Genomic DNA, 26,191 nt, shown 5'->3' on the forward strand with positions numbered 1-26,191 from the left:
TGACTGTCGGAGGCCCTGTGTAGGCTGGCCGTGTGCCGGACAAAGAACAGCCTACCCTCCTCGTCATCGACGGTCATTCGCTCGCGTTCCGGGCGTTCTACGCCCTTCCGGTCGACAGTTTCCAGACCCGCAACGGGCAGCACACGAACGCCATCCACGGCTTCCTCGCGATGCTCATCAACCTGCTGAAGGCCGAGAACCCCACCCACCTCGCCGTGGCCTTCGACATCTCGCGGCACTCGTTCCGCACCCGCGAGTACCCCGACTACAAGGGCACCCGCGGCGAGACGCCGTCGGAGTTCATCGGGCAGGTGCCGCTGCTGCAGGAGTGCCTGCACGCGCTCGGCATCACCACCATCGAGAAAGAAGACTTCGAAGCCGACGACATCCTCGCCACGCTGGCCCGCCAAGGTGTCGACGAGGGCTTCAAGGTCTACGTCGTCTCCGGTGACCGGGATGCGATCCAGCTCGTCAACGACAAGGTGACGCTGCTCTACCCGTCCCGTCAGGGCGTGTCCGACCTCACCCGCTACGACGAGGCGAAGGTGCAGGAGCGCTACGGCATCCGCCCCGAGCAGTACCCCGACATCGCGGCCCTCGTCGGCGAGACGAGCGACAACCTCCCCGGTGTGCCCAAGGTGGGCGAGAAGACGGCGGTGAAGTGGTTGAACCAGTTCGGCACGCTCGACGCCATCCTCGAGCACCGCGACGAGATCCCGGGCGTGGTCGGCAACAACCTGCGCGAGCACGTCGACAACGTGGTGCGCAACCGCAAGCTCAACCGTCTGCTCACCGACGTCGACCTGCCGGTCGGCCCCTCCGACCTGCTGCGGGCTCCAGCCGACGAGCAGCAGGTGCGCGACGTGTTCGCGCGACTGGAGTTCCGCACCCTGCTCGACCGGGTGCTGAAGCTCGAGGGCATCTCGGGTGACTCCGAGGTCGGTCAGGCTGCCGCCGCCGAGGCCGCGGCGAAGGCCGAGAACGCGCCGGTGCCGGTCACCCTGCTCGACGAGGAGCTCGCGGGCTGGCTCGCCCGCCACACGGCCACCGCGGCCGAGGCGGCGGCCGACATCACCAAGGCCGTCTCGGTGCAGGTCGAGACCATCGACGGCTACCCGGTGGCGGTCGGGCTCGCCACGCTGCACGAGACGGTCTTCCTGCCGTGGACTCAGGGCAGCCGCGACTACGCGCCCTTCGAGGCGTGGCTCGCGAGCGACGCCCCCAAGACCTTCTTCGACGCGAAGCGCCAGATCAAGGCGCTCCGCACGGCCGGGCTCGCCGTCTCGGGCCTCGCGTTCGATCCGGTGATCGCGGCCTGGCTGCTGAAGCCCGACTCCAGCGCCGACCGCTCGCTCGAGAAGCTCGTCGACCGCCACCTGCTCGAGATCCTGCCGAAGTCCGACCCGAACCAGCTGGTGCCCGAAGACGACACCGTCGTCGGGCCGGCCGGCGAGGCCTGGTACGCCCTGCGCGTCGCCCGCGCCCTCACCGCCCAGCTCGACGAGCGCACCCTGCGCGTGCTCACCGAGATCGAGCTGCCGACCCTCATGGTGCTGGCCGAGATGGAGCTCACCGGCGTCACGGTGAGCCACCCCGAGCTCGTCGCGCTCTCCGACGAGCTGGGCAGCTCGGCCACCGAGATCGCCACCGAGGCCTTCGGCATCATCGGGCGCGAGGTCAACCTCGGTTCGCCGAAGCAGATCCAGGAGGTGCTCTTCGACCAGCTCGACATGCCGAAGACGCGTGCCACCAAGACGGGCTATTCGACGGATGCGGGAGCTCTCGCCGATCTGCAGGCCTCCAACCCGCACCCGTTCCTGGGGCTCCTGCTCGCGCACCGCGACGCCACGAAGCTCCGGCAGATCATCGAGGGCGTCGACAAGGCCATCGCGACCGACGGCCGGGTGCACACCACCTACGTTCAGACCGGCTCGTCGACCGGCCGCATCTCGTCCACCGACCCCAACCTGCAGAACATCCCGGTGCGCACGGAGGAGGGCCGGCGCATCCGGCATGCCTTCCGCGTCGGCGAGGGCTACGAGTGCCTGCTCACCGCCGACTACTCGCAGATCGAGATGCGCATCATGGCGCACCTCTCCGGCGACCAGGGCCTGATCGACGCGTTCCACTCGGGCGAAGACCTGCACCGCTTCGTCGGCTCGCGCATCTTCTCGGTCGACCCGGCCGACGTCACGCCGAACATGCGCTCGAAGGTCAAGGCCATGTCGTACGGCCTGGCCTACGGCCTCTCGGCCTTCGGCCTGTCGAAGCAGCTGCGCATCGAGACCGCCGAGGCGAAGCAGCTCATGAGCGACTACTTCGAGCGCTTCGGCGGCGTGCGCGACTACCTCCGCAACGTCGTCGTGCAGGCCAAGGTCGACGGCTACACCGAGACAATCTTCGGCCGCCGCCGCCCCTTCGCGAACCTCACCAGCGCCAACCGCGTGCTCCGCGACAACGACGAGCGCGCCGCCCTGAACGCCCCCATCCAGGGCACCGCCGCCGACATCATCAAGATCGCGATGATCGACATCGCGGCCGACCTCGCCGCCCAGGGTCTCGCCTCCAAGCTGCTCCTCCAGGTGCACGACGAACTCGTCTTCGATGTCGCCCCGGGCGAGTGGGACGCGCTGTCGGCGCTCGTCACGGCCCGCATGTCGTCGGCCGCCGACCTCTCGGTGCCCCTCGAGGTGCAGATCGGCCGCGGCGAGAACTGGAACGAGGCGGCACACTAGCGCGTGCGGGCCCCGCGGGCGGGCCCCGCGGGGGCGCGGGGGCGCGACCTTCTTGGCGAGTGGTCACTTTCGGCGCCAAGCTCGACGCTTTGGCGCCGAAAGTGACCAGTCGCCGGGCGTCGGGTCGAGATGGGGCGGGTCGGGGGTCAGCGGAAGTCGCGGGACGAGGTCTTGGCCGCGAGGGAGAGGGGCTCGAGCTGGTCGGCCACGAGGTTGGTGATGCCCTCGTCGGTGCGCTCGAGGATGCCGCGCACCACGAGCGCCGGTGAGTCCCGCGCGATGCGGCGGTAGCGCTTCCACACGCCGACCCCGCAGATCACGTTCAGGATCCCCGTCTCGTCCTCGATGTTCATGAACGTGATGCCGCTCGCCGTCGCCGGACGCTGCCGGTGCGTCACCACGCCGCCCACCTCGATGCGCCGCCCGTTCTCGGCCGTCGCGAGGTCACCCACCGACAGCGCCCCGCGCCGCCGCAGCTCGGCTCGCGCGTGCGCCAGCGGATGGTCATCGGGCGAGATCCCCGTCGCCCACAGGTCGTAGACCACCTGCTCCTCGGCCGAGAGCATCGGCAGCAGCGGAGGCTGCACCGACACGAAGGTGCCCGGCAGGTACTCCGCCTTCTCCTGCGCGGCGTTACCCGCCTCCCACAGCGCCTCCCGCTTCGTCAGCCCCAGACTCTCGAACGCGCCGGCGGTCGCGAGCGCCTCGAGCTGCGGGGTCGTGAGCCCCACCCGCCGAGCCAGATCGGCCATGCTCAGGTAGAGCCCGTTCTCGTCGCGCTCGGCCACGATCTTCTCGGCCAGCGCGGTGCCGATCGAGGTCACCTCATCGAGCCCCAGCCGCACCGCGACGTCGCCGTCGCGCCGGTGCTCGAGCGTGCGATCGGGCTTCGAGCGGTCGAACACCTTCGGCACCGGGGGCGGCTCGTGCAGGCACGCGTCGAGCCCCGTCTCGGCAACGATGCTGTGCCCGGAGTCGTGCGTGGCGACAGGGCCGGAGTGGGCGGCGGAGAGACGGAGGGGCTCGAGGCCGGCCTGCACGCCCGAGCACTGGATGTCAGGGCGTCGCACCTCGACACCGTGCCGCCGAGCATCCGCCGTCAGAGTCTGGGGTGAGTAGAAGCCCATCGGCTGCGCCCGGAGCAGACCGGCGAGGAAGGCGGCGGGGTAGTGCAGTTTGATCCAGGAGCTGGCGTAGACCAGCAGGGCGAAGCTCGTGGAGTGGCTCTCGGCGAAGCCGAAGTTCGCGAACGCCTCGATCTTCGTGTAGATGATGTCGGAATCGGCGGCGTTGATGCCGTTGTTCGCCATGCCTTCGTAGAGCTTCTCGCGCAGGCTCGAGATCTTCTCGAGCCCGCGTTTGGAGCCCATCGCCCGGCGGAGCAAATCGGCGTCCTCGGCCGAGCAGTCGCCGACGGCCATCGCCATCTGCATCAGCTGCTCCTGGAACAGCGGCACGCCGAGGGTGCGCTCCAGCACCGGCTTCAGCTTCGGGTGCAGGTAGGTCACCGGCTCCTGCCCGAGTTTGCGCCTGATGTACGGATGTACGGCACCACCCTGGATCGGACCGGGACGGATCAGCGCGATCTCGACCACGAGATCGTAGAAGGCGCGGGGCTGCAGGCGGGGGAGCGTGCCCATCTGCGCCCGGCTCTCCACCTGGAAGACGCCGATGGAGTCGGCGCGGCAGAGCATGTCGTAGACGGCCTCCTCCTCCTTGGGGAGGGTGTCGAGGGTCCAGCGCCGGCCGGTCGACTCGTGCACGAGGTCGAAGCAGGACTGCAGCGCGGAGAGCATGCCGAGGCCGAGCAGGTCGAACTTCACGAGGCCCATCCAGGCGCAGTCGTCTTTGTCCCACTGCAGCACCGTGCGGTCGGCCATGCGACCGTTCTCGATCGGGCAGACCTCGCCGACGGGTCGGTCGGTGAGCACCATGCCGCCGGAGTGGATGCCGAGATGGCGCGGGAACTTCAGCACCTCGGTGGCGAGGGCGATCACCTCGTCGGGGATGTCGTGGTCGTCGCTCTCGACCGCCGGGCCCCAGCGCTCGATCTGTTTCGACCAGGCGTCCTGCTGGCCCGGGCTGTGGCCGAGGGCCTTGGCCATGTCGCGCACCGCGAACTTCGGGCGGTACTGGATGACGTTCGCCACCTGGGCGGCGTTGCGGCGGCCGTACTTCTCGTAGACGTACTGGATGACCTCCTCGCGACGCTCGGAGTCGAAGTCGACGTCGATGTCGGGCTCCTCGTCGCGCATGCTCGACAGGAAGCGCTCGAAGGGCAGCTCGCGGGCGATCGCGTCGACCGCGGTGATGTCGAGCAGGTAGCAGACGGCCGAGTTCGCGGCCGAACCCCGGCCCTGGCAGAGGATGCCGCGGCTGCGGGCCTCGCGCACGATGTCGTAGACGATCAGGAAGTAGCCCGGGAAGTCCTTCATCTCGATCACGTCGAGCTCGCGGTCGATGCGCGCCAGGTCGTCGGCGCTCGCCCGCGGGTACTTGCGCGGGATCGCATCGAGCACGAGCTGACGCAGCCACGACATGGGGGTATGGCCCTCGGGCACCTTCTGCCGGGGGAGCCGGGGCTTCGCCATGCGGAGCTGGAAGGAGAGGTCGGCCGCCACCTCGACGGTGCGCTCGACGGCGCCGGGGTAGCGGGCGAAACGCCGCGCCATCTCCGCGCCGGAGCGCAGGTGCGCCGTCGGGGCAGCGGGCAGCCAGCCGTCGAGCTCGTCGAGACTGCGGCGGGCGCGTACCGCGGCCAGCGCCTGCGAGAGCCGGTGCTGCTTGGTGGTGGCGTAGTGCACGTTGCCGGTGGCGACCGTACCGAGGCGCCGCTGCTGGGCGATGCCGGCCAGGGCGTCGTTGCGGGTGCTGTCGAGCGGGTCGCCCCGGTCGGTGAGCTCGACCAGCACGTTCTCGCGGCCGAAGAGGGCGACGAGCCGGTCGACCTCCCGGGCGGCTCCGTCGACCCCCTCGAACTCGAGCGCCTGGCGCACCGGACCCTTGCGGCAGCCGGTGAGCACCATCCAGTCGCCCTGGGCCTGGGCGGCGAGGTCGTCGAGATCGTAGAGCGGGCGACCCTTCTCGGCGCTCGGGGCGAGCTGGGCGGAGGTGATGGCGCCGGCCAGGCGGTGGTAGCCCTCCTTCTTGCGGGCGAGCACGAGCAGGTGGGAGCCCTCGGGGTCGGCGACACCGTTCTGCGGCTTACTGAGGTCGAGCGAGAGCTCGGCACCGAAGATCGTGGCCATGCCATGCTTCTCGGCGGCCTCGGCGAAGCGCACGATGCCGTAGAAGCCGTCGTGGTCGGAGAGGGCGAGGGCGTTCAGGCGCAGGCGGGCGGCCTCCTCGATCAGCATCTCGGGCGAGGACGCGCCGTCGAGGAAGCTGAAGTTGGAGTGCGCGTGCAGTTCGGCATAGGGAACCACCGGTTCGGCGGGTTCTGTGGGCGTCTCCGGCTGAAGGTTCTCGGCGGCCTCGGGATCGTAGGGCGCTCGCTTGGCCGACTCGGTCACGCCGTCGCCCGGGGGTGGGCCCGGTCTCGTGCGGTCGGACAGGGTGCGCTCGAGTTCCGACCAGGGGATCGCGGGGTTGTTGAAGCCCATCAGCTCTCCTTCGGTCGCGCGTGGTGGGTGGACGTGGTGACAGGGCGGTGCGGGGCGAGGCGGTCAGTCATAGCGGGCCTCCGCCCACCAGAGGTGGCGGTCGAGGGCGAGGAGCCAGGCGGTGCCGTCGGCGTCGATGAGTTGGAGGCGATCGAGGCGGCGGGCCTTGCGGCTGTCCCACCAGCGTTCGGACACCGGCCAGGGGCCGGCCCAGGCCTGCACCGGACGGAGCGAGCGACTGGAGACGTCGGGGGAGAAGCGTGCGGGCTCGCCGATGAGCTCGCCGGAGTCGTCGACGTCGACCAGTTCGTTGCGGCTCGTCAGGAGCAGCACCTGCCGGCGCTGCTCGAACACCGTGGTGGGCAGCGGCGGCGGCAGGCTGCCCGGCCACGGCGCCACCTCGGCCCGGGCCGAACTCTTCGGCCCGCGGCGCCGGGCGCCGGCAGACGCCGGTCGCGGCGTCGCGGCGGTGGTGCCGGGCGCGGTCGACGCAGCGGTGATGGAGGGGGTGGCGGAGGTGGGGATGACGGAGGTAGGGGTGGCGGAGGAGGAGGAGGTGGAGGAGGGACCGATCATGTCTTCGGTGCCGGCCAGCGTCAGTCGGGCGCCGCCATTCGGCGACGCGGAGGTGGGGGCGATGCGAGCCAGAGCGCCGCTAGCCGATGCAGTGGATGCCGCACGGCCGGGCAAGCCGGCGGGTGCCGCGCGGCCGGGCGCCGCCGCGGGTGTCGGGGGGCGGTCGCCCCAGGGGACCAGCAGCTGCCGTTCCCGCGGCGAGCGGCCGCCACCGATGGAGGCGGTGAGCACACCCTCGTGGCCCACGATGCTCTGCACCCGCGAGAGGCCGTGGTGGATGCGCTCCTCGGAGCCCGTGCCCCAGAGGCCGGTCTCGTGGCGGGCGCTGTCGTCGACCGTCTCGGCGGTGAGCCGCACACGCACGACCGGCGCCGAGAGGGTGCTCTCGATGGTGCTGCCGCCCTGCAGCTGCCAGCGCACCCGATCGACCACGTCGTTCGCCCCGAACCAGCGCGGGTGCAGCCAGGTGCGCTCCCGCACCTCGCCCCGCTCGGTGGCGATCTCGACGCGCAGCTCGGTGCAGACCAGGCGGGCGGCCGCGAGCTCGCCCACGAAGCGATCGGCCTCGGCCCGGATGCTGAACGTGATCTGGTCGATGCGCTCGAGCGGCGGCTCGAAGGCGTTGACGCTCTCCCGCACCTCGGGCGGGATGCGCGGGACGACCCGCCGCGGGTCGGTGCCGCTGGCACGCTCGTGCGCCCGCGCCCCCGGCTCACCGAAGCGGGAACGCACGTCTTCGGCCGGCAGTGCCGCGAAGTCGCCCAGGGTGCGGATGCCCAGACGCCAGAGCAGGGCGCACAGCTCCTCCTCGCCCAGCAGCTGCAGCGGGAGCCGGGCGAGGAACTCGGGGGAGGCGCCCTCGGGCACGATGCGGATGAGGTCGACCCCCGGCAGCCGCGCCGCCTGCTCGGCGGCGAACAGGCCGTCGGCCACACCGACCCGCGCCTCCGTGACCCCGAGCTCGGCGAAGCGCTCGAGGAAGGCGAGGGCCGCCACGTGCTCGGTGCCGTAGAACCGCTTCGGACCGCGGGCGCGCAGGGCGCAGCTGCCGGCGCGCATGACCTGGACATTCGGGCTCATCTCCTCCAGCGCGCCGATGAGCGGCTCGAAGGCACGGTTGACCCGCACCGGGTCGTAGGGGAAGTCGCGGAGCCGGGGACTGCGCGCCTGCGCTTCCCGGAGACGGAGCCCGCGCCGCACCCCGTCGGAGCGCGCCCCCTCGGAGCAGGCGTAGACCAGCCCCTTCTCGATCACCGCGATCGGGTCGTCGAGTGTCAGCCCCTCGGCCTCGGCCGTGGCCGCCACGGGCCAGTCGGGGCACCACAGCACCATGGTGCGCACGGCTCCGGCCGCCGCGCCGGCGCTCACCCGTTCACCTCGCGCAGCAGTCGCATCGGGGCGAAGGCAGGAGCAGCAGCAGGGGCAAAGGCAGCAGCAGAGGCAGCAACAGCGGCAGCACCCTCACCCCGCCCCGCCATCCCCGGCAACTCGATCACCGGCCGGAACAGCTCGTCGCCGTCGGGCAGCCACAGCCGCCCCCGCCGTGGCCGCCCGTTGCCGGTGCGCGCGGTGACCGACACCATCGCCTGCCGCCCGGCGAGATAGCCGTGCCCCGCGCCGATGCCCGTCCAGGTGCTCTCGGTGATGCGCAGGGTCGCCTCGCTCTGCGGCCAGTCGCCGAGCACGATGAGCGTCGCCTCACGCTGCCGGATGCGCGCCTGCAGCCGCGCCAGAGCGCCGTCGGACACCCGACCCGGCACGCGGGTCACGACGACCCCCACCACGTCGGCCATCGCCGCGGTGACGGTGAGCCACTCGTCTCCCGGATGCGGCACCAGCGCCAGCCGCTCCAGGTCGACTCCGAACCGGGCGGCCGCCTCGACCCCGAAGTCGGGCAGGCCAACGACCCCGCACCAGATGCCGTCGGCCGAGGGCCCCGCCATCAGCGCCATGACGAGCGCGGTCGAGCTCTCGACCGAGTAGGCGGCCCCGGCACGCAGCGACCCCCCGGGCAGCAGCGGCGCGATCGCCGGATGCGTGCGCACCGCCCGGGTGTCGAGCTTGGTGGCCTGCATCTGGGCGATGCGCGACTGGAGCGCCCGGATATCCTCGCCCGCGGAAGCGGGGGAGGAGACGTCGAGTGCGGCATCGGTCATGGCCCCATGTTCGAACATATGTTCGAAGAAGTCAATCGGGTGGATGAGGCTGTGCAGAGCATCCTGAGCCTGTGAGGAACCCTCGACGCCGGTGTCGGTGGGGTGCCCTAGGGTCGTTCCATGACCAGTTCGACAGTACGTCCGACAACCGACATCGACCGCATCGCGGAGCGCTGGGTCGACACCGTGGTGGAACTCGAGCCCGTGATCGGCACCTACATCGGCCGCACCGAGGTGAACGACCGGTTCGGCGATCTCTCGCCGGCCGGGCACGAGCGCTACGTGGCCGCGGTGACCTCCGTGCTCGCCGAGCTCGACAAGGCCACGCCGGTCGACGAGGTCGACCAGGTCACCAAGACCGACCTGTCGAACGAGCTGCGGCTGAGCCTGGCGAGCAGCGAGGCCGGTCTGCAGCTGCGCGACCTGAACGTGATCGACTCGCCCAGCCAGCACATCCGCGAGGTCTTCGACCTCATGCCCACCGAGACCGAAGACGACTGGGCCGTCGTCTCGAAGCGCCTCTCGGCCGTCGAGGAGGCCGTGAACGGCTACATCGTCACCCTGCGCGAAGGCATGCGGCAGGGTGTCGTGCCCGCACGCCGGCAGGTGCTCGAGGTGCTCGCCCAGGCGCGCACCAACTCCGGCCCCGACAGCTTCTTCACCACCTTCGCCACGAGCGCCGAGGCCACCGCCCGCACGGGCGAGGCTCTGCACCGCGACCTCGGCCGCGCCGCCGAGACGGCCTCCGAGGCCTACACGAAGCTCGCGCAGTTCCTCGAGAACGAGCTGGCGCCGGTCGCCGGTGAGCAGGATGCGGTGGGTCGCGAGATCTACGCCCTGCAGTCCCGTCGCTTCCTCGGCGCGACGATCGACCTCGACGAGACCTATGAATGGGGTATCGAGGAGCTGGCGCGCATGGTCCGCGAACAGGAGGCCATCGCCGAGGAGATCACGCCCGGCGCATCCGTTCTCGAAGCCATCGCCCACCTCGACGAAGACCCGAGCCGCAAGCTCCACGGCACCGAGGCGCTGCGGGTCTGGATGCAGGAGACCAGCGACCGCGCGGTGGCGGAGCTCGGCGCGACCCACTTCGACATCCCCGAGGAGGTGCGAACGATCGAGTGCATGATCGCGCCCACCCACGAGGGCGGCATCTATTACACGGGCCCCACCGACGACTTCTCGCGCCCCGGCCGCATGTGGTGGTCGGTGCCCGAGGGCGTCACCGAGTTCGACACCTGGCGCGAGCTCACCACCGTCTACCACGAGGGCGTTCCGGGTCACCACCTGCAGATCGGCCAGGCCGTCGTCAACCGCGCCAAGCTCAACACCTGGCGCCGTCAGCTCGCCGGCACGAGCGGCCATGCCGAGGGCTGGGCGCTCTACGCCGAGCGGCTGATGGAGGAGCTCGGCTACCTCGACGACCCGGCCGACCGCCTCGGCATGCTCGACGGGCAGCGGATGCGCGCGGCCCGCGTGGTGCTCGACATCGGCGTTCACCTGCAGAAGCCGCGGCTCGACGGTCAGGGTGTGTGGGATGCGGGGTACGCCCTCGAGTTCATGCGCCGGAACGTGAACATGGACGACGCGTTCATCCGCTTCGAGGTGAACCGCTACCTCGGCTGGCCCGGGCAGGCCCCCTCCTACAAGGTGGGCCAGCGCATCTGGGAGGAGGTGCGCGACACCCTGCGCGCCCGCGAGAAGGAGGCCTTCTCGTCGAAGGAGTTCCACCGTCGCGCCCTCGACCTCGGCGGCGTGGGCCTCGACACCCTGCGCTCGACGCTCCTGGGCTGATCGTGGTCGCCCGCGCGCGTTCCCCGTACGAGCTGACCTCCGGGTCGTCGCTCGACGACCTGCATCCGGTGGTGCGCCGCTACGTCGGCGGCATCCGCCCCGGCTTCCGCGGCTACGGCAGCGGTGTGTTCGAGCAGATCGGCACACCCCGGCGCTGGCTCTGGCCTCTGCTCCGGATGCTCGGCCCGCAGGGCATCCTGTTCCCGGCGTGGGAGCACAACGTGCCGTTCAGCGTCATCAACGCGCCGCTCGTCGACCGCGACGGGCGCACGGGAGTCGTGGCGGTGCGTCGCTTCCACTTCCTCACCGGCGCCCAGACGATGGTCGACGTGATCACCGCCGAGAACCCCGGCCCCGACGGGCTCGTCGACCATCTCGGCGTCGACCGGCGCTTCCGGGTGCGGCTCTCCACCCGGGTGGTGCGAGGTGAGCTGCACCTCGTCTCCACCGCGGTCGAGCTGCGCGTGGGCCGGCACTTCGTTCCGCTGCCGCGTGCGGTGACACCGCGGGTCACCGTCGTCGAACGCTTCGACGACGCCGCGAACGCGGGCGAGGGGGCGCAGCGGGTGACCGCCGTCGTCGAGGCGCCACTCGTGGGGCGGGTGTACGAGTACACGGGAACGTTCGGGTACGAGGTCCGGGCCGAGCCCGTGAGGGCCGAGCCGTCACTCTCAGGCACCGAGCCGTCTGAGCGCACCGAATCGGCGGCGCCCGCCCCGTCCACCCGTCCCGGTCGCCCCGAATGACCGCGCCGCGGCGGGTCGTACTCGCCGGAGCATCCGGCTTCATCGGCACCGCGCTCGCGCAGTCCTTCCGCGACGAGGGCGCCGAGGTGCTGCTCATCGGGCGTCGGGGGCCGGATGCGCGGTGGAACGACTCCGCCGCGATCCTCGCCGCCGTCGACGGCGCCGACCTGGTGATCAACATGGCCGGCAAGAGCGTGAACTGCCGCTACGACGCGGCGAACCGTGCCGAGATCTTCCGGTCGCGGCTGGAGACCACGCGAGCGCTGCACGATGCCGTGACCGCCGCCGCGCATCCGCCCCGCCTGTGGATCAACTCGTCGACGGCCACCATCTACCGCCACGCCGACGACCGGCCCATGACCGAGTCGACCGGGGAGATCGGCGAGGGCTTCTCGGTCAACGTCGCGACGAGCTGGGAGGCCGAGTTCTTCCGCGGCGGGCTGCCGTCGACCCGCCGGGTGGCCCTGCGCACCGCGATCGTGCTGGGCGACGGCAGCGCGCTCGCGCCCATCATGATGCTCGCGCGCCTCGGTCTCGGCGGCCCGCAGTTCGACGGGCGCTGGCCCGCCACCCGCGCCGGGATCGCCGCGGGTACGTACCACCGCTACCGCCCGAACTCTCGGCACGGCCGGCAGCGGTTCAGCTGGATCCATCTCGACGACGTGGTGGGCATCGTGCGCTTCGTCGACGACCACCCTGAGCTCGAGGGCGTCGTGAACGTCTCGGCGCCGAACCCCACCGACAACCGCACCTTCATGGCGTCGGTGCGTCGAGCCGTCGGGGCGCGCATCGGCATCCCCACGTGGCGGTGGATGCTCGAGCTCGGGTCGATCGCCATCCGCACCGAGACCGAGCTGGCGCTGAAGAGCCGGTGGGTGCTGCCCGAGCGGCTGGAGGCGGCGGGCTACCCCTTCCGCTACCGCGACCACGACGCGGCCCTCGCCGCGATCGTCGCCGCCCGCGGCGCGAGCAGTCGCGGGCCCCGCGGTGCGCCTCGCGCGCCGCGTCCCTGAAGGAATGCCCGGCGCCACCCCGGCGTTGATCAGAGAGTGCCTGAATCTGCGCTTGCCGCGCCCCTTCCCGCATAGCTAGACTAGAGCGTCACTTCTGTGACTTCTATCCGCCTGCCAGTCGCGGAAAACCTCGATCCTCAACCGGGATCCCGCGCGACCGGCCTGAATCATGTCCATAACGGAGCAACCACTACATGACAATCGCAACGACCGAAAAGGCAACCAAGCAGGTCGCCATCAATGACATCGGATCTGCTGAAGACTTCCTCGCCGCGGTCGAAAAGACTCTGAAATTCTTCAACGACGGAGACCTCATCGAGGGCACCGTCGTGAAGATCGACCGCGACGAGGTCCTCCTCGACGTCGGTTACAAGACGGAGGGCGTCATCCCTTCGCGTGAACTCTCGATCAAGCACGACGTCGACCCGACCGAGGTCGTTCAGGTCGGTGACCTGGTCGAGGCCCTCGTCCTCCAGAAGGAGGACAAGGAAGGCCGTCTGATCCTGTCGAAGAAGCGCGCCCAGTACGAGCGCGCCTGGGGCGACGTCGAGAAGATCAAGGACGCCGACGGCGTGGTGACCGGTTCGGTCATCGAGGTCGTCAAGGGCGGTCTGATCGTCGACATCGGCCTGCGCGGCTTCCTCCCCGCCTCGCTGATCGAGCTCCGCCGCGTTCGCGACCTGACCCCCTACCTGGGCCAGGAGATCGAGGCGAAGATCCTCGAGCTCGACAAGAACCGCAACAACGTCGTGCTGTCGCGCCGCGCCCTGCTCGAGCAGACGCAGTCCGAGAGCCGCACCACCTTCCTCAACAACCTCCAGAAGGGGCAGGTCCGCAAGGGCGTCGTCTCGTCGATCGTCAACTTCGGTGCGTTCGTCGACCTGGGCGGCGTCGACGGTCTGGTGCACGTCTCCGAGCTCTCCTGGAAGCACATCGAGCACGCCTCCGAGGTCGTCGAGGTGGGCCAGGAGGTCACCGTCGAGATCCTCGAGGTCGACCTCGACCGCGAGCGCGTCTCCCTGTCGCTCAAGGCGACGCAGGAAGACCCGTGGCAGGTGTTCGCCCGTACCCACGCCATCGGCCAGGTCGCGCCCGGAAAGGTCACCAAGCTGGTGCCGTTCGGTGCGTTCGTCCGTGTCGCCGAGGGCATCGAGGGTCTGGTGCACATCTCCGAGCTCTCCGGCAAGCACGTCGAGCTCGCCGAGCAGGTCGTGTCGGTCGGCGACGAGGTCTTCGTCAAGGTCATCGACATCGACCTCGAGCGTCGCCGCATCAGCCTCTCGCTGAAGCAGGCGAACGACGGAGTCGACCCCGAGGGCACCGAGTTCGACCCGGCGCTCTACGGCATGCTCACGGAGTACGACGACCAGGGGAACTACAAGTACCCCGAGGGCTTCGACCCCGAGACCAACGAGTGGAAGGAAGGCTTCGACACCCAGCGCGAGGCATGGGAGCAGCAGTACGCTGAGGCCCAGGCTCGCTGGGAGGCCCACAAGAAGCAGGTCGCCACGTCGAACGCCGAGGCGCTCAACAGCGACATCCCCTCGGGCTCGAACTCGTTCTCGAGCGAGTCGACCGGCGCCGGCACCCTCGCCGACGACGAGACCCTCGCCGCTCTGCGCGAGAAGCTCAGCTCGAACAGCTAGTAGTCGAACACCCCGCAGCAGAACACCGCTGCACCGGATGGCCGTCCCTCTCCAGGGGCGGCCATCCGCCGTTTCCGGCCGGCGTCGGAGGCTCCCGCTAGCATGGGCACGTGTTCGTGACAGCTCTCACCGGAGGCATCGCCGCCGGCAAATCCACTGTGGCCCGCCGCTTCGCCGAGCACGGTGCGGTCGTGATCGACGCCGACCGGCTGGCCCGTGAGGCCGTCGAGCCGGGCACCCCCGGCCTCGCCGCCATCGCCGAGCGCTTCGGCCCCGGGGTCATCGACTCTGAGGGCCGTCTCGACCGCCCCGCCCTGGGTGCCGTCGTCTTCGCCGACGACGCGGCCCGCCTCGATCTCAACGGCATCACCCACCCGGCCGTCGCCGAGCTGCTGAAGCATCGCCTCGCCGAGTCGACCGCCGCCGACCCCGACGCGATCGTGGTCTACGACGTGCCGCTCCTCGCCGAGTCAGGCGGGCGCCGCGACGGCCTGTTCCGCTATGTCGTCGTGGTCGAGGCGCCGGCCGATACTCGGGTGAGGCGCCTGATCGAACTCCGCGGAATGGCGGCCGACGAGGCCGAGCGGCGGGTGGCGTCCCAGGCTTCCGACGACGAGCGCCGCGCCCTCGCCGATGTCGTCATCACCACGGGCGGCACCCTCGACGAGACGGTGCAGCAGACCGACGCCGCGTGGCTCTCCATCCGCGAGGCGGCCGCCCGAGCATCCGCTGCCGACCGACCGGCCTGGCAGAGCTGAACCCACCAAGAGTGACACCAAGAGCGACGACACCGTGACCACCATCGACCTCAACGCCGACCTCGGCGAGTCGTACGGCGCCTGGACTCTCGGCGACGACCGCTCGATGCTCGAGCTCGTCACCAGCGCGAACGTCGCGTGCGGTTTCCACGCCGGCGATCCGTCCGGCCTGCTCGCGACGGTGCGCCAGGCCGCCGCGCACCGCGTGAGCATCGGCGCCCAGGTGTCCTACCCCGACCTCCGCGGCTTCGGCCGCCGTGACCTCGACCTCCCGCCCGCCGACCTGATGGCCGACGTCGTCTACCAGCTGGGGGCTCTGCAGGGGCTGGCCACCGCATCCGGCACCCGCGTCGCCTACCTCAAGCCCCACGGCGCCCTCTACAACCGGGTCGTGCACGACGAGCTGCAGGCGGCGGCCGTGATCGAGGCGGTGCTCGCCGTCGACGCGACGCTGCCCGTCGTCGGGCTGCCCGACTCTGAGATCGGCCGGCTGGCCGAGGCCGAGGGTCTGCGCTTCGTGCCCGAGGCGTTCGCCGACCGCAATTACCGTCCCGACGGCACGCTGGTGCCGCGCAGCGAGCCCGGCGCCGTGCTGCACGATCCCGACGAGATCGCCGAACGGATGCTCCGCCTGGCCGCCGAGGGCGTCGTCATCGCGATCGACGGCAGCGACCTGGCCCTCTCGGCCGAGACCATCTGCGTGCACGGCGACACCCCCGGCGCCGTGCGCATCGCCCGAGCCGTGCGCGACGCCCTGGAGTCTTCGGGGCTGACGGTCGCGGCCTTCGCGGTGCGATGATGCCGCCTGGTCCGGTGGCGGGCGGGCCGCCGGTGGGCCGGCCGTCACGTGGCGAGCCACTCGCGGGCCTCGTCGTGCGGCCGGCGGGCGAGGCGGCGCTGCTGGCCGAGGTTCCGGATGCCCGTTCCGCCCTCGCCCTGTACTCCGCACTCCGGGCGCATCCGTCGGCACAGCCGTCGCTCGACGGCGTGATCGACGTCGTGCCCGCCGAGCGCACGGTGCTCGTCACCTTCGACGCCGACCGGCTGACGTCAGCGCGCGTGCACCACTGGCTGCAGGAGGCGGCGACCGCTCCGCACTCGCCCGAGCCGACCGCTGTGCAGGCACCGCGGGTCGAGATCGCGGTGACCTACGACGGCGCCGATCTCGACGAGGTGGCGACCACACTGGGTCTCACCGTCGCCGAGCTGATCGCGCTGCACACTTCCACCCGCTGGACTGCCGCCTTCATCGGCTTCGCCCCGGGCTTCGCCTACCTGATGGGCGACGACGCCGGACGGCTCACCCTGCCCCGACGGTCGAGCCCGCGGGCGGTCGTGCCCTCGGGATCGGTCGCGCTGGCGGCGGGCTACTGCGGGATCTACCCACGCGAGTCGCCCGGCGGCTGGCACCTGATCGGCCGCACCGACGCCGTGTTGTGGGACAGCGCGCGCAGCGAGCCGGCCCTGCTCGCCCCCGGAACCGTCGTGGGCTTCGTCGATGCCGGCTGAGCACGCCGTCGAGGTGCGGGCGACCGGGCCGCTGACCCTGCTGCAGGATGCGGGCCGGCCGGGCTTCGCGCACCTCGGCGTCACCGGGTCGGGCGCCGCCGACCAGGGCGCGTATCGGGCCGCCAACCGGCTCGTCGGCAACACTCCGGGGGAGGCGGTGCTGGAGTCCGTGCTCGGCGGCGTCGCCCTGCGTGCGCGGGGGGCGCTGCTCGTGGCGGTCACGGGGGCGAGCGCGTCGGTCGTGGTGGAGCGGGGCGACGGGCGGGCGGCGGTCGAGCATCCGATGGGCTGTTCGTTCACCCTCGGCGACGGAGACGTCGTGACGGTGGGGATGCCGACGGCGGGACTGCGCACGATGCTCGCCGTGCGCGGCGGATTCGCCGTGCCGACGACGCTCGGCAGCCGGTCGAGCGACGTGCTGAGCGGTCTCGGGCCGGCGCCGGTGCGGGTGGGTGACGTGCTGACGGTGGGCGAGCATCCGGGTGACTGGCCCGAGGCGACGCTGCTGCCTGCCGTCGTGGGCCGGCAGGTCGCCTCCGGTCGGCGCGGTGACGAGCGGATGCTCGCGGTGATGCCCGGGCCCCGCGCCGACCTGGCGGGCGCCGCCGGCTGGCCGCGGCTGCTCGCGTCGGCGTGGACGGTCTCGCCCTCGTCGAACCGCGTCGGGGTGCGGCTCCTCAGCGCGCCGGGCAGCGCCGCACCTCTGGACACCGCACCCGCGAGCACCCTGCCCAGCGAGGGGATGGTCGTCGGCGCGGTGCAGCTGCCGCCGAACGGCGAGCCGGTGGTGTTCCTCCGCGACCATCCGGTGACCGGGGGCTACCCCGTGATCGCGGTGCTCACGGCCGCCGCCGTCGACCTCGCGGCGCAGCTGCGGCCCGGCGACGTCGTGCTCTTCGCCGCGGTGCGGGGCTAGACGCACGAATGCGGGCTGCCGAACACCCTGGAGCGTCGGCGGCCCGCATCCGAGCGCGAAGCCCGCCGGGATCAGCCGAAAAGCATCGCCGCTTCGTCGTAGCGGTGCTGCGGCACGGTCTTGAGCTTGCCGAGCGCCTCCTCGAAGCCGACCGTCTCGATCTCGGTGCCGCGGAGCGCCACCATACGGCCCCAGGCGCCCTCCTGCACGATGTCGCTCGCGGCCATGCCGAGGCGGGTGGCGAGCACCCGGTCGTAGGCCGTCGGTACACCGCCGCGCTGGATGTGGCCGAGCGTGGTGGCCCGGGTCTCGATGCCGGTGATCTCCTCGATCATGGGGGCGAGCCGCTCGCCGATTCCGCCGAGGCGCGGGCGGCCGAAGGCGTCGAGGCCGCGCTCGGAGTGGGCGTCGTCGGCGTGGTCGGGCGTGAAGCCCTCGGCGACGACGACGAGCGGCGCGCGACCGCGGTCGGCGGCGCTGCGCACCCACTCGGCGACCTGCTCCATGCTGGTCTTCTGCTCGGGGATGAGGATCGCGTGGGCGCCTGCGGCCATGCCGGAGTGCAGGGCGATCCAGCCGACGTGCCGGCCCATCACCTCGGCCACCATGCAGCGGCTGTGCGAGTCGCCGGTGGTGCGCAGGCGATCCATGGCCTCGGTTGCGATCTCGACGGCGGTGTCGAAGCCGAAGGTGTAGTCGGTCGCGTCGAGGTCGTTGTCGACGGTCTTCGGCACACCCACGATCTTCAGTCCCGCATCCGTCAGCCGCTTGGCCGCCGCGAGGGTGCCCTCGCCGCCGATGGCGATGATGGCGTCGATGCCGAGACGGTCGAGGGTCTCCTGGATGCGCTCGGGGCCGCCGTTGCCCTCGAAGGGGTTCGTGCGCGAGGTGCCGAGGATAGTGCCGCCCTGCTTGGCGATGCCGCGCACGTCGCTGCGCTCGAGCGGGCGGATGTCGCCCGCCACGACGCCGCGCCAGCCGTCCTTGAAGCCGACGAACTCCTGGTCGTTGATCTCCGTGCCCTTGAGCACGGCGCCGCGGATGACGGCGTTCAGACCGGGGCAGTCGCCGCCGCTGGTGAGGATTCCGATTCGCATGGTGATGTCTGCCTCGTGGTGGTGGTGGTGAGGTAACGCTCGGCATGACGCTCTGAGCGAGCACCGACGCTGATGTCGGTGGCTCTCCCTAAACTTAACGCATGGAACCCACCCGCTCCGTGCACCCCTTTGAAGTCATCTCTGAATACACGCCGAGCGGAGACCAGCCGGCGGCCATCGCCGAGCTCGCCGGGCGCATCAACGCGGGCGAGACCGACATCGTGCTGCTCGGCGCCACCGGCACGGGCAAGTCGGCCACCACGGCCTGGCTGATCGAGCAGGTGCAGCGCCCGACCCTCGTGCTCGCGCACAACAAGACCCTGGCGGCGCAGCTGGCGAACGAGTTCCGCGAGCTCATGCCGAACAACGCGGTCGAGTACTTCGTGTCGTACTACGACTACTACCAGCCCGAGGCGTACGTGCCGCAGACCGACACCTTCATCGAGAAAGACAGCTCGGTCAACGCCGAGGTCGAGCGGCTGCGTCACTCCACCACCAACTCGCTGCTGTCGCGCCGCGACGTCGTGGTGGTCTCGACCGTGTCGTGCATCTACGGCCTCGGCAAGCCGGAGCAGTACCTGAACGCGATGATGGCCCTGCAGGTGGGGCAGCGTATCGACCGCGACCACCTCATCCGTCGCTTCGTCTCGATGCAGTACCAGCGCAACGACATCGACTTCTCGCGCGGCAACTTCCGGGTTCGGGGCGACACCATCGAGATCATCCCGATGTACGAAGAACTGGCCATCCGCATCGAGATGTTCGGCGACGAGATCGAGGGGCTCTACAGCCTGCACCCGCTGACCGGCGACATCGTGCAGAAACTCGAGAGCGTCTCCGTCTTCCCCGGCTCGCACTACGTGGCCGACACGAACGTCATGCACCGCGCCATCGAGACCATCCAGACCGAACTGCACGACCGGCTGGCCCAGCTCGAGCGCGAGGGCAAGCTGCTCGAAGCCCAGAGGCTGCGGATGCGCACGACCTTCGACCTCGAGATGATGCAGCAGATCGGCTTCTGCTCCGGCATCGAGAACTACTCCCGCCACATCGACGGGCGCAACCCGGGCGAGGCGCCGCACTGCCTGATCGACTACTTCCCCGACGACTTCCTGGTCGTCATTGACGAGTCGCACGTGACGGTGCCGCAGATCGGCGCGATGTACGAGGGCGACTCCTCGCGCAAGCGCACTCTGGTCGACCACGGCTTCCGGCTGCCGAGTGCGCTCGACAACCGTCCGCTGAAGTGGAACGAGTTCAAGGAGCGCGTCGGCCAGACCGTCTACCTCTCCGCGACGCCGGGGCGCTACGAGATGGGCATCGCCGACGGGGTGGTGGAGCAGATCATCCGCCCCACCGGCCTGATCGACCCGACCCTCATCGTGAAGCCCTCGAAGGGGCAGATCGACGATCTGCTCGAGGAGATCCGGCTGCGCTCGGCGCGCGACGAGCGTGTGCTCGTCACCACCCTCACGAAGAAGATGGCCGAGGAGCTCACCGACTTCCTCACTGAGGCGGGGGTGCGGGTGCGGTATCTGCACTCGGATGTCGACACGCTGCGCCGGGTCGAGCTCCTGACCGAGCTCCGGCAGGGTGTCTACGACGTGCTCGTCGGCATCAACCTGCTGCGTGAAGGTCTCGACCTGCCCGAGGTGTCGCTCGTGGCGATCCTCGACGCCGACAAGGAGGGCTTCCTGCGGTCGTCGACGTCGCTCATCCAGACGATCGGTCGCGCGGCGCGCAACGTCTCGGGCGAGGTGCACCTCTACGCCGACAAGATGACCGACTCGATGCGGCTCGCCATCGACGAGACCGACCGGCGGCGCGAGAAGCAGGTCGCGTACAACACGCTGCACGGCATCGACCCGCAGCCGCTGCGCAAGAAGATCGCCGACATCACCGAGGCCCTGGCCCGCGAGGGCGCCGACACCGCCGACCTGCTCAAGGAGCGCGCCGGCCGCGGCAAGAAGAGCCCCACGCCGAACCTGCGCCGCGAGGGCATCGCCGCACAGGGCGCGAACGACCTCGAGTCGATCATCGCCGACCTGAACGGCCAGATGCTCGAGGCGGCGGCCGAGCTCAAGTTCGAGCTGGCGGGCCGCCTCCGCGACGAGGTCTCGGAACTCAAGCGCGAACTCCGCCAGATGGAGAAGGCGGGCCACATCGCCTGACCTGGACGGCGGAGTGACACCGGAGCAGATTGAGTAGAAACTGACCATCACGCCAGAAGGTTCGGCCGACGTAGCTTTCTGGAATGATCCGAATCAATCGCACACTCCTGTCCGCCGTCCTCGGCGGCGTCCTGGCCACGACCGCCGTGGTCGCCGCCCCGCTGGCCGCACACGCCGAGCTGACCAACCCGCCGGCGTGCGTCGAGAGCCCGTACGGTGGCTGCCAGGACGGACCGCTCGGCAACGGCGGTGGCGGCTCCTGGTCGACCACCGGCGACGTGTTCTCCGAGTTCTTCGCGTACTCCGACGGGACGATCCGGTACGAGGGGATCTGGGAGTTCCGTCGTTTCGACGGCGCGGCCCCTCGGGCTGAAGATGCCTCCCGCATCCTGTCGACCTCCAACACATTCACCAGTTGCACGGTCTGGGATATGAGCGTGACCTGCTTCGACTGATCGGTGAGACGACCCACCGGCGGTGTCGCTCCGAGCGAACGGGGACGTCAGTGTCGGTGGGTCCACGTACAGTTGAGGGGTGTCGATTTCGAACGTAGAGAACGTTGATTCCCTTGCCGTCAAGCCCTTCAATTCCCTCGGGAAGCTGACGGTCAAAGGCGCCCGGGTGCACAACCTGCGCGACGTCGACATCGAGATCCCGCGCGACTCGCTCGTGGTGTTCACGGGCCTGTCGGGCTCGGGCAAGTCGAGCCTCGCGTTCGACACCATCTTCGCCGAGGGTCAGCGCCGCTACGTCGAGAGCCTCAGCGCCTACGCGCGCCAGTTCCTCGGTCAGGTCGACCGACCCGACGTCGACTTCATCGAGGGGCTGAGCCCCGCGGTGTCGATCGACCAGAAGTCGACGAACCGCAACCCGCGCTCCACCGTCGGCACGATCACCGAGATCTACGACTACATGCGCCTGCTCTGGGCGCGCATCGGCATCGCCCACTGCCCCATCTGCGGGGAGCGCATCTCGGCGCAGACCGTGCAGCAGATCGCCGATCAGCTGATGGAGCTCGAGCCGGGCATTCGCTACCAGGTGCTCAGCCCCGTCGTCTCGCAGAAGAAGGGCGAGTTCGTCGACCTCTTCAAGGAGCTGAGCGCGAGCGGGTACTCCCGGGCCATCGTCGACGGCGAGATGATCCAGCTCTCCGACGCCCCCAAGCTCAAGAAGCAGTTCAAGCACGACATCTCGGTCGTCGTCGACCGCCTGGTCGCCGGGCCCGATATCCTCGGGCGGCTCACCGACTCGCTCGAGACCGCGCTGCGGCTCACTGACGGCCTCGTGCAGATCAACTACGTCGACGAGAACGGGCCTGAGGCCTGGGCGACCTTCTCCGAGAAGCTCAGCTGCCCGAACCAGCACCCCATCCAGCTCTCCGAGATCGAGCCGCGCACCTTCTCGTTCAACGCCCCCTTCGGCGCCTGCCCCGAGTGCTCGGGCCTCGGCACCCGCATGTCGGTCGACCAAGATCTGCTGCTCGGCGACGAAGACCTCAGCATCAACGACGGCGTCATCATCCCGTGGACGACGCAGGGCAAGGGCCTGTTCCAGTACTACGAGAAGCTGCTCGACGGCCTCGCCCGCGACCTGAAGTTCTCGCTGAACACCCCGTGGAAGAAGCTCACCCCCGAGGTGCGCGAGGCGATCCTGCGCGGAGACAACTTCGAGGTCAAGGTCAAGTGGAAGAACCGCTACGGCCGTGAGATGAGCTACACCTCGGGCTTCGAGGGGGTCATGCCCTACATCGAGCGCCAGTTCCTGCAGGCCGAGAGCGACTCGCAGCGCCAGCGCTGGGGGGAGTACCTCCGCGAGGTGCCCTGCCCCGTCTGCAACGGCAAGCGGCTGAAGCCCGAGGTGCTCGCCGTGACGGTCAACGAGCACAGCATCGCCGACGTCGCCGAGCTCAGCCTCAGCGACGCGCAGCAGTTCATGGGCACGCTCACTCTCACCGACCGCGAGGCGATGATCGGTGCGCAGGTGCTGCGCGAGATCCGCGCCCGGCTCGACTTCCTGATCGAGGTCGGCCTGAGCTACCTCGACCTGGCCCGCGCCGCGGGGTCCCTCTCGGGCGGCGAGGCCCAGCGCATCCGTCTGGCCACCCAGATCGGGTCGGGCCTCACCGGCGTGCTCTACGTGCTCGATGAGCCGTCGATCGGTCTGCACCAGCGCGACAACCGCCGCCTCATCGACACCATCGTGAAGCTGAAGAACCTCGGCAACACGCTGATCGTCGTCGAGCACGACGAAGACACCATCCGCACCGCCGACTGGATCGTCGACATCGGGCCGGGCGCCGGCGTGAACGGCGGCACCGTCGTGCACTCGGGCCACTACGACGAGCTGCTGGCCAACACGGAGTCGCTCACGGGCGACTACCTGTCGGGGCGCAAGGCGATCGAGGTGCCCACGAAGCGCCGGCCGATCGACAAGAAGCGCGTCATCACGGTGGTCGGCGCCGAGGCGAACAACCTCAAGAACGTCACGGCCGAGTTCCCGCTCGGAACGCTCACCGCCGTCACCGGCGTGAGCGGGTCGGGCAAGTCGAGCCTCGTGAACGACATCCTCTACCGGGTGCTCGCCAACAAGCTCAACGGCGCGCGCAAGCTCCCCGGCAAGCACAAGCGCGTCACCGGGCTCGAGAACCTCGACAAGGTGGTGCACGTCGACCAGGCGCCCATCGGCCGCACGCCGCGGTCGAACCCGGCGACCTACACGGGTGTGTTCGACCGCATCCGCACCCTCTTCTCCGAGACCGCCGAGGCGAAGGCGCGGGGCTACCTGCCCGGTCGCTTCAGCTTCAACGTCAAGGGAGGCCGCTGCGAGGCCTGTGCGGGTGACGGCACGATCAAGATCGAGATGAACTTCCTGCCCGACGTCTACGTCGCGTGCGAGGTCTGCGGGGGAGCGCGCTACAACCGCGACACCCTGAGCGTGCACTACAAGGGCAAGAACATCGCCGAGGTGCTCGACATGCCGATCAGCGAGGCGGCCGAGTTCTTCGAGCCCATTTCGGCCATCCACCGCTTCCTCAACACCCTGGTCGAGGTCGGCCTGGGCTACGTGCGGCTCGGCCAGAGCGCCACGACGCTCTCGGGCGGCGAGGCGCAGCGCGTCAAGCTCGCCACCGAGCTGCAGCGGCGCTCCAACGGCCGCAGCATCTACGTGCTCGACGAGCCCACCACCGGTCTGCACTTCGAAGACGTGCGCAAGCTCCTCATGGTGCTGAACGGCCTGGTCGACAAGGGCAACTCGGTGATCGTCATCGAGCACAACCTCGACGTGATCAAGTCGGCCGACTGGCTGATCGACCTCGGGCCCGAGGGCGGCTCGGGAGGCGGTACGATCATCGCCTCGGGCACCCCCGAGGCGCTGGCCAAGGTCGAGGCGAGCCACACCGGGCACTTCCTGGCCGAGGTGCTGCCGGCTCCCCGCTCGGGCGCCGACAAGGCTCCGACCCGACGACCGCGCAAGACCGCGGCCGACAAGGCGGAGAAGCAGCCCGCCCTGACGAAGTAGCGACGGCCCATGGCAGACACCGTCTCCTACCGCCCCAAGGCGGGGGAGATCCCCACCCAGCCCGGCGTCTACCGCTTCAAGGACGCGAAGGGCCGCGTGCTCTACGTCGGCAAGGCGAAGAACCTCCGCGCCCGCCTGAGCAACTACTTCGCGCCGCTCCGCAGCCTGCACGAGCGCACCCGCCGCATGGTGCTGAGCGCCTCCGGCGTGGAGTGGACGGTGGTGGCGACCGACATCGAGTCGCTGCAGCTCGAGTACACCTGGATCAAGGAGTTCGACCCGCCGTTCAACGTCAAGTTCCGGGACGACAAGACCTACCCCTTCATGGCGGTGACGCTCGGCGACGAGGCGCCCCGGGTGATGGTGACCCGCAACCACCGCATCAAGGGCGCCAAGTACTTCGGGCCCTACCCGAAGATCTGGGCGGTGCGCGACACCATCGACCTGATGATCAAGGCCTTCCCCATCCGCACCTGCTCCGACTCGAGCTACAAGCACGCGATGCAGACCGGCCGCCCCTGCTTCCCGGGTCAGATCGGCCGCTGCGGCGGCCCCTGCTCCGGCAAGGTCACGATCGAGGAGCACCGGAAGGTGGTCGACGACTTCGTGGCCTTCATGGCGGGCGGCGACAAGCGCTTCGTCACGGCGGCGACCAAGAACATGAAGGCCGCGGCCGAACGTCAGGACTACGAGGCGGCCGCGAAGTACCGCGACCAGCTGCAGGCCCTCGAGGCCGTGCTCGCGAAGAGCGCCGTGGTGCTCCGCGACAAGGTCGACGCCGACCTCTTCGGCATCGAGCACGACGAACTGGCCGCCAGTGTGCAGCAGTTCATCGTGCGCGGCGGGCGCATCCGGGGCGAGCGCTCGTGGACGGTCGACAAGGAGATCGACATCGACACGGGCGAGCTCGTCGACACGATCCTCCTCCAGGCCTACGAGGGCGAGGTGCCGCCGAAGGAGATCATCGTGCCGGCGCTGCCCGACGACACCGACGAGCTCGAGGCCTGGCTCGGCGAGCGGCGCGGCCGCGGCCAGGTGCATCTGCGCACGGCGCAGCGCGGCGAGAAGGCGGCGCTCATGTCGACCGCCACGATGAACGCCAAGAACAACCTGATGCTCTACAAGACCCGGCGCTCCTCCGACTTCGTCGCCCGCTCGCAGGCGCTCACCGACATCCAGGAGGCGCTCGGCATGACCGACGCCCCGCTGCGCATGGAGTGTTACGACGTCTCGCACCTGCAGGGCACGAACATCGTGGCCTCGATGGTCGTCTTCGAAGACGGCCTGGCCCGGAAAGACCAGTACCGCCGCTTCTCGATCGCCGATTCGACAGATGACACCGAGTCGATCTACCAGGTCATCACCCGGCGGCTCGCCTACCTGAAGACCGACGAGAGCCCCGAAGCGGTGGCCGCCGAGGCCAAGGCCGCCCTCGAGGCGCAGACGCAGGTCTTCGCCGAGGGGGAGGGGCCGGTCGAGCCCGAGCGCAAGAAGAAATTCGCCTATCCGCCGAACCTGCTCATCGTCGACGGCGGCCAGCCGCAGGTCAACGCGGCGGCCAGGGCCCTCGAGGAGTCGGGCGTGCAGGGCATCTTCCTCGCGGGCATCGCCAAGCGGCTCGAGGAGATCTGGCTGCCCGAGAGCGACTACCCGGTCATCCTGCCCCGCGGCAGCGAGGCGCTGTTCATGATCCAGCGCATCCGCGACGAGGCGCACCGCTTCGCCATCACGCATCAGCGTTCGAGGCGCAAGCGCGACATCGCCAGCGTGCTCACCGAGGTGCCCGGCCTCGGCCCCTCACGGGTGCGTGAACTGCTGCGGCACTTCGGCTCGGTCGCCGAGCTGAAGAAGGCCGATGTCGCGGCGATCTCCGAGGTCAAGGGCATCGGTCCGCTTCTCGCCGAGCAGATCCGCACCACCCTGCACCGGTAGGCTTGACAGCATCCCGTCCCG

Annotated in this window: 17 protein-coding genes; 13 read left to right on the plus strand and 4 right to left on the minus strand. The window is 70.1% G+C overall.

The window, feature by feature from the left end; all coding sequences use genetic code 11:
- The first annotated feature begins 32 nt into the window (after positions 1-32).
- Positions 33-2,735, plus strand: a complete 2,703-nt coding sequence (gene polA / locus NVV95_RS00600) for a DNA polymerase I (RefSeq protein ID WP_259484601.1) — start codon at positions 33-35, stop codon at positions 2,733-2,735.
- A 146-nt stretch (positions 2,736-2,881) separates the two neighbouring features.
- Here the strand turns inward: polA and NVV95_RS00605 are convergent, their stop codons facing one another.
- The 3 genes from NVV95_RS00605 to imuA' all read right to left on the minus strand — a co-directional run bounded on the left by NVV95_RS00605 (position 2,882) and on the right by imuA' (position 9,069).
- Positions 2,882-6,337 carry an error-prone DNA polymerase gene (locus NVV95_RS00605; RefSeq protein WP_259484602.1) on the minus strand — a complete coding sequence of 1,152 codons (3,456 nt, stop codon included), beginning with the start codon at positions 6,335-6,337 and terminating at the stop codon, positions 2,882-2,884.
- A gap of 63 nt (positions 6,338-6,400) precedes the next feature.
- On the minus strand, positions 6,401-8,281 hold the full coding sequence (locus NVV95_RS00610; RefSeq protein ID WP_259484603.1) for a DNA polymerase Y family protein: 1,881 nt from the start codon (positions 8,279-8,281) through the stop codon (positions 6,401-6,403).
- Positions 8,278-9,069: a DnaE2-dependent mutagenesis accessory factor ImuA' gene (gene imuA', locus NVV95_RS00615; protein WP_259484604.1), complete on the minus strand. Its 792-nt coding sequence runs from the start codon at positions 9,067-9,069 to the stop codon at positions 8,278-8,280. The genes NVV95_RS00610 and imuA' overlap by 4 nt, the downstream gene beginning before the upstream one ends.
- Positions 9,070-9,189: 120 nt before the next feature.
- Between imuA' and NVV95_RS00620 the strand changes: the two genes are divergently transcribed.
- From NVV95_RS00620 to NVV95_RS00655, 8 genes are all read left to right on the plus strand, one after another.
- A complete protein-coding gene (locus NVV95_RS00620) occupies positions 9,190-10,863 on the plus strand; it encodes a DUF885 domain-containing protein (protein WP_259484605.1) in 1,674 nt (557 codons plus the stop codon).
- Between the two features lie 2 nt (positions 10,864-10,865).
- On the plus strand, positions 10,866-11,609 hold the full coding sequence (locus tag NVV95_RS00625) for a DUF4166 domain-containing protein (RefSeq protein ID WP_259484606.1): 744 nt from the start codon (positions 10,866-10,868) through the stop codon (positions 11,607-11,609).
- On the plus strand, positions 11,606-12,622 hold the full coding sequence (locus tag NVV95_RS00630) for an epimerase (RefSeq protein WP_259484607.1): 1,017 nt from the start codon (positions 11,606-11,608) through the stop codon (positions 12,620-12,622). The genes NVV95_RS00625 and NVV95_RS00630 overlap by 4 nt, the downstream gene beginning before the upstream one ends.
- 194 nt (positions 12,623-12,816) lie before the next feature.
- Entirely contained in the window at positions 12,817-14,268 is a 1,452-nt protein-coding gene (gene rpsA, locus NVV95_RS00635; protein ID WP_259484608.1) for a 30S ribosomal protein S1, read from the plus strand.
- A 110-nt stretch (positions 14,269-14,378) separates the two neighbouring features.
- Positions 14,379-15,026: a dephospho-CoA kinase gene (gene coaE, locus NVV95_RS00640; protein WP_259484609.1), complete on the plus strand. Its 648-nt coding sequence runs from the start codon at positions 14,379-14,381 to the stop codon at positions 15,024-15,026.
- Positions 15,027-15,060: 34 nt separating this feature from the next.
- Positions 15,061-15,825, plus strand: a complete 765-nt coding sequence (locus NVV95_RS00645; protein WP_259484610.1) for a LamB/YcsF family protein — start codon at positions 15,061-15,063, stop codon at positions 15,823-15,825.
- Positions 15,822-16,535: a 5-oxoprolinase subunit B family protein gene (locus NVV95_RS00650; protein WP_259484611.1), complete on the plus strand. Its 714-nt coding sequence runs from the start codon at positions 15,822-15,824 to the stop codon at positions 16,533-16,535. The genes NVV95_RS00645 and NVV95_RS00650 overlap by 4 nt, the downstream gene beginning before the upstream one ends.
- On the plus strand, positions 16,525-17,451 hold the full coding sequence (locus NVV95_RS00655) for a 5-oxoprolinase subunit C family protein (RefSeq protein ID WP_259484612.1): 927 nt from the start codon (positions 16,525-16,527) through the stop codon (positions 17,449-17,451). Before NVV95_RS00650 ends, NVV95_RS00655 begins: the two co-directional genes overlap by 11 nt.
- 71 nt (positions 17,452-17,522) lie before the next feature.
- Here NVV95_RS00655 and NVV95_RS00660 read toward each other — a convergent pair whose 3' ends face one another.
- Complete coding sequence (locus tag NVV95_RS00660; protein ID WP_259484613.1) at positions 17,523-18,548, minus strand: 6-phosphofructokinase; 1,026 nt, start codon at positions 18,546-18,548, stop codon at positions 17,523-17,525.
- Between the two features lie 101 nt (positions 18,549-18,649).
- On the opposite strand from NVV95_RS00660, the gene uvrB reads away from it, so the two are divergent.
- From uvrB to uvrC, 4 genes are all read left to right on the plus strand, one after another.
- Positions 18,650-20,719 (plus strand): excinuclease ABC subunit UvrB, encoded by a 2,070-nt coding sequence (gene uvrB, locus NVV95_RS00665; RefSeq protein ID WP_259484614.1) that lies wholly within the window; start codon positions 18,650-18,652, stop codon positions 20,717-20,719.
- Positions 20,720-20,802: 83 nt separating this feature from the next.
- Positions 20,803-21,174: a hypothetical protein gene (locus NVV95_RS00670; protein ID WP_259484615.1), complete on the plus strand. Its 372-nt coding sequence runs from the start codon at positions 20,803-20,805 to the stop codon at positions 21,172-21,174.
- Positions 21,175-21,259: 85 nt separating this feature from the next.
- The gene (uvrA, locus tag NVV95_RS00675; RefSeq protein WP_259485190.1) at positions 21,260-24,238 is read left to right on the plus strand and encodes an excinuclease ABC subunit UvrA; all 2,979 of its coding nucleotides are present in this window, start codon (positions 21,260-21,262) and stop codon (positions 24,236-24,238) included.
- Positions 24,239-24,247: 9 nt separating this feature from the next.
- Positions 24,248-26,170 (plus strand): excinuclease ABC subunit UvrC, encoded by a 1,923-nt coding sequence (gene uvrC / locus NVV95_RS00680; protein ID WP_259484616.1) that lies wholly within the window; start codon positions 24,248-24,250, stop codon positions 26,168-26,170.
- Positions 26,171-26,191: the final 21 nt, after the last annotated feature.

This window comes from Herbiconiux gentiana (assembly GCF_024978135.1).
Classification (GTDB): Bacteria; Actinomycetota; Actinomycetes; order Actinomycetales; family Microbacteriaceae; genus Herbiconiux; species Herbiconiux gentiana.

Excerpts from the sequence above, each read along its gene's own strand:
- NVV95_RS00620 (WP_259484605.1), top strand. The coding sequence starts at position 9,190 with ATGACCAGTTCGACAGTACGTCCGACAACCGACATCGACCGCATCGCG.
- NVV95_RS00655 (WP_259484612.1), top strand. The coding sequence starts at position 16,525 with ATGCCGGCTGAGCACGCCGTCGAGGTGCGGGCGACCGGGCCGCTGACC.
- imuA' (WP_259484604.1), bottom strand. The coding sequence starts at position 9,069 with ATGACCGATGCCGCACTCGACGTCTCCTCCCCCGCTTCCGCGGGCGAG.
- NVV95_RS00670 (WP_259484615.1), top strand. The coding sequence starts at position 20,803 with ATGATCCGAATCAATCGCACACTCCTGTCCGCCGTCCTCGGCGGCGTC.
- NVV95_RS00660 (WP_259484613.1), bottom strand. The coding sequence starts at position 18,548 with ATGCGAATCGGAATCCTCACCAGCGGCGGCGACTGCCCCGGTCTGAAC.
- uvrC (WP_259484616.1), top strand. The coding sequence starts at position 24,248 with ATGGCAGACACCGTCTCCTACCGCCCCAAGGCGGGGGAGATCCCCACC.
- uvrB (WP_259484614.1), top strand. The coding sequence starts at position 18,650 with ATGGAACCCACCCGCTCCGTGCACCCCTTTGAAGTCATCTCTGAATAC.
- NVV95_RS00650 (WP_259484611.1), top strand. The coding sequence starts at position 15,822 with ATGATGCCGCCTGGTCCGGTGGCGGGCGGGCCGCCGGTGGGCCGGCCG.
- rpsA (WP_259484608.1), top strand. The coding sequence starts at position 12,817 with ATGACAATCGCAACGACCGAAAAGGCAACCAAGCAGGTCGCCATCAAT.
- NVV95_RS00605 (WP_259484602.1), bottom strand. The coding sequence starts at position 6,337 with ATGGGCTTCAACAACCCCGCGATCCCCTGGTCGGAACTCGAGCGCACC.
- NVV95_RS00630 (WP_259484607.1), top strand. The coding sequence starts at position 11,606 with ATGACCGCGCCGCGGCGGGTCGTACTCGCCGGAGCATCCGGCTTCATC.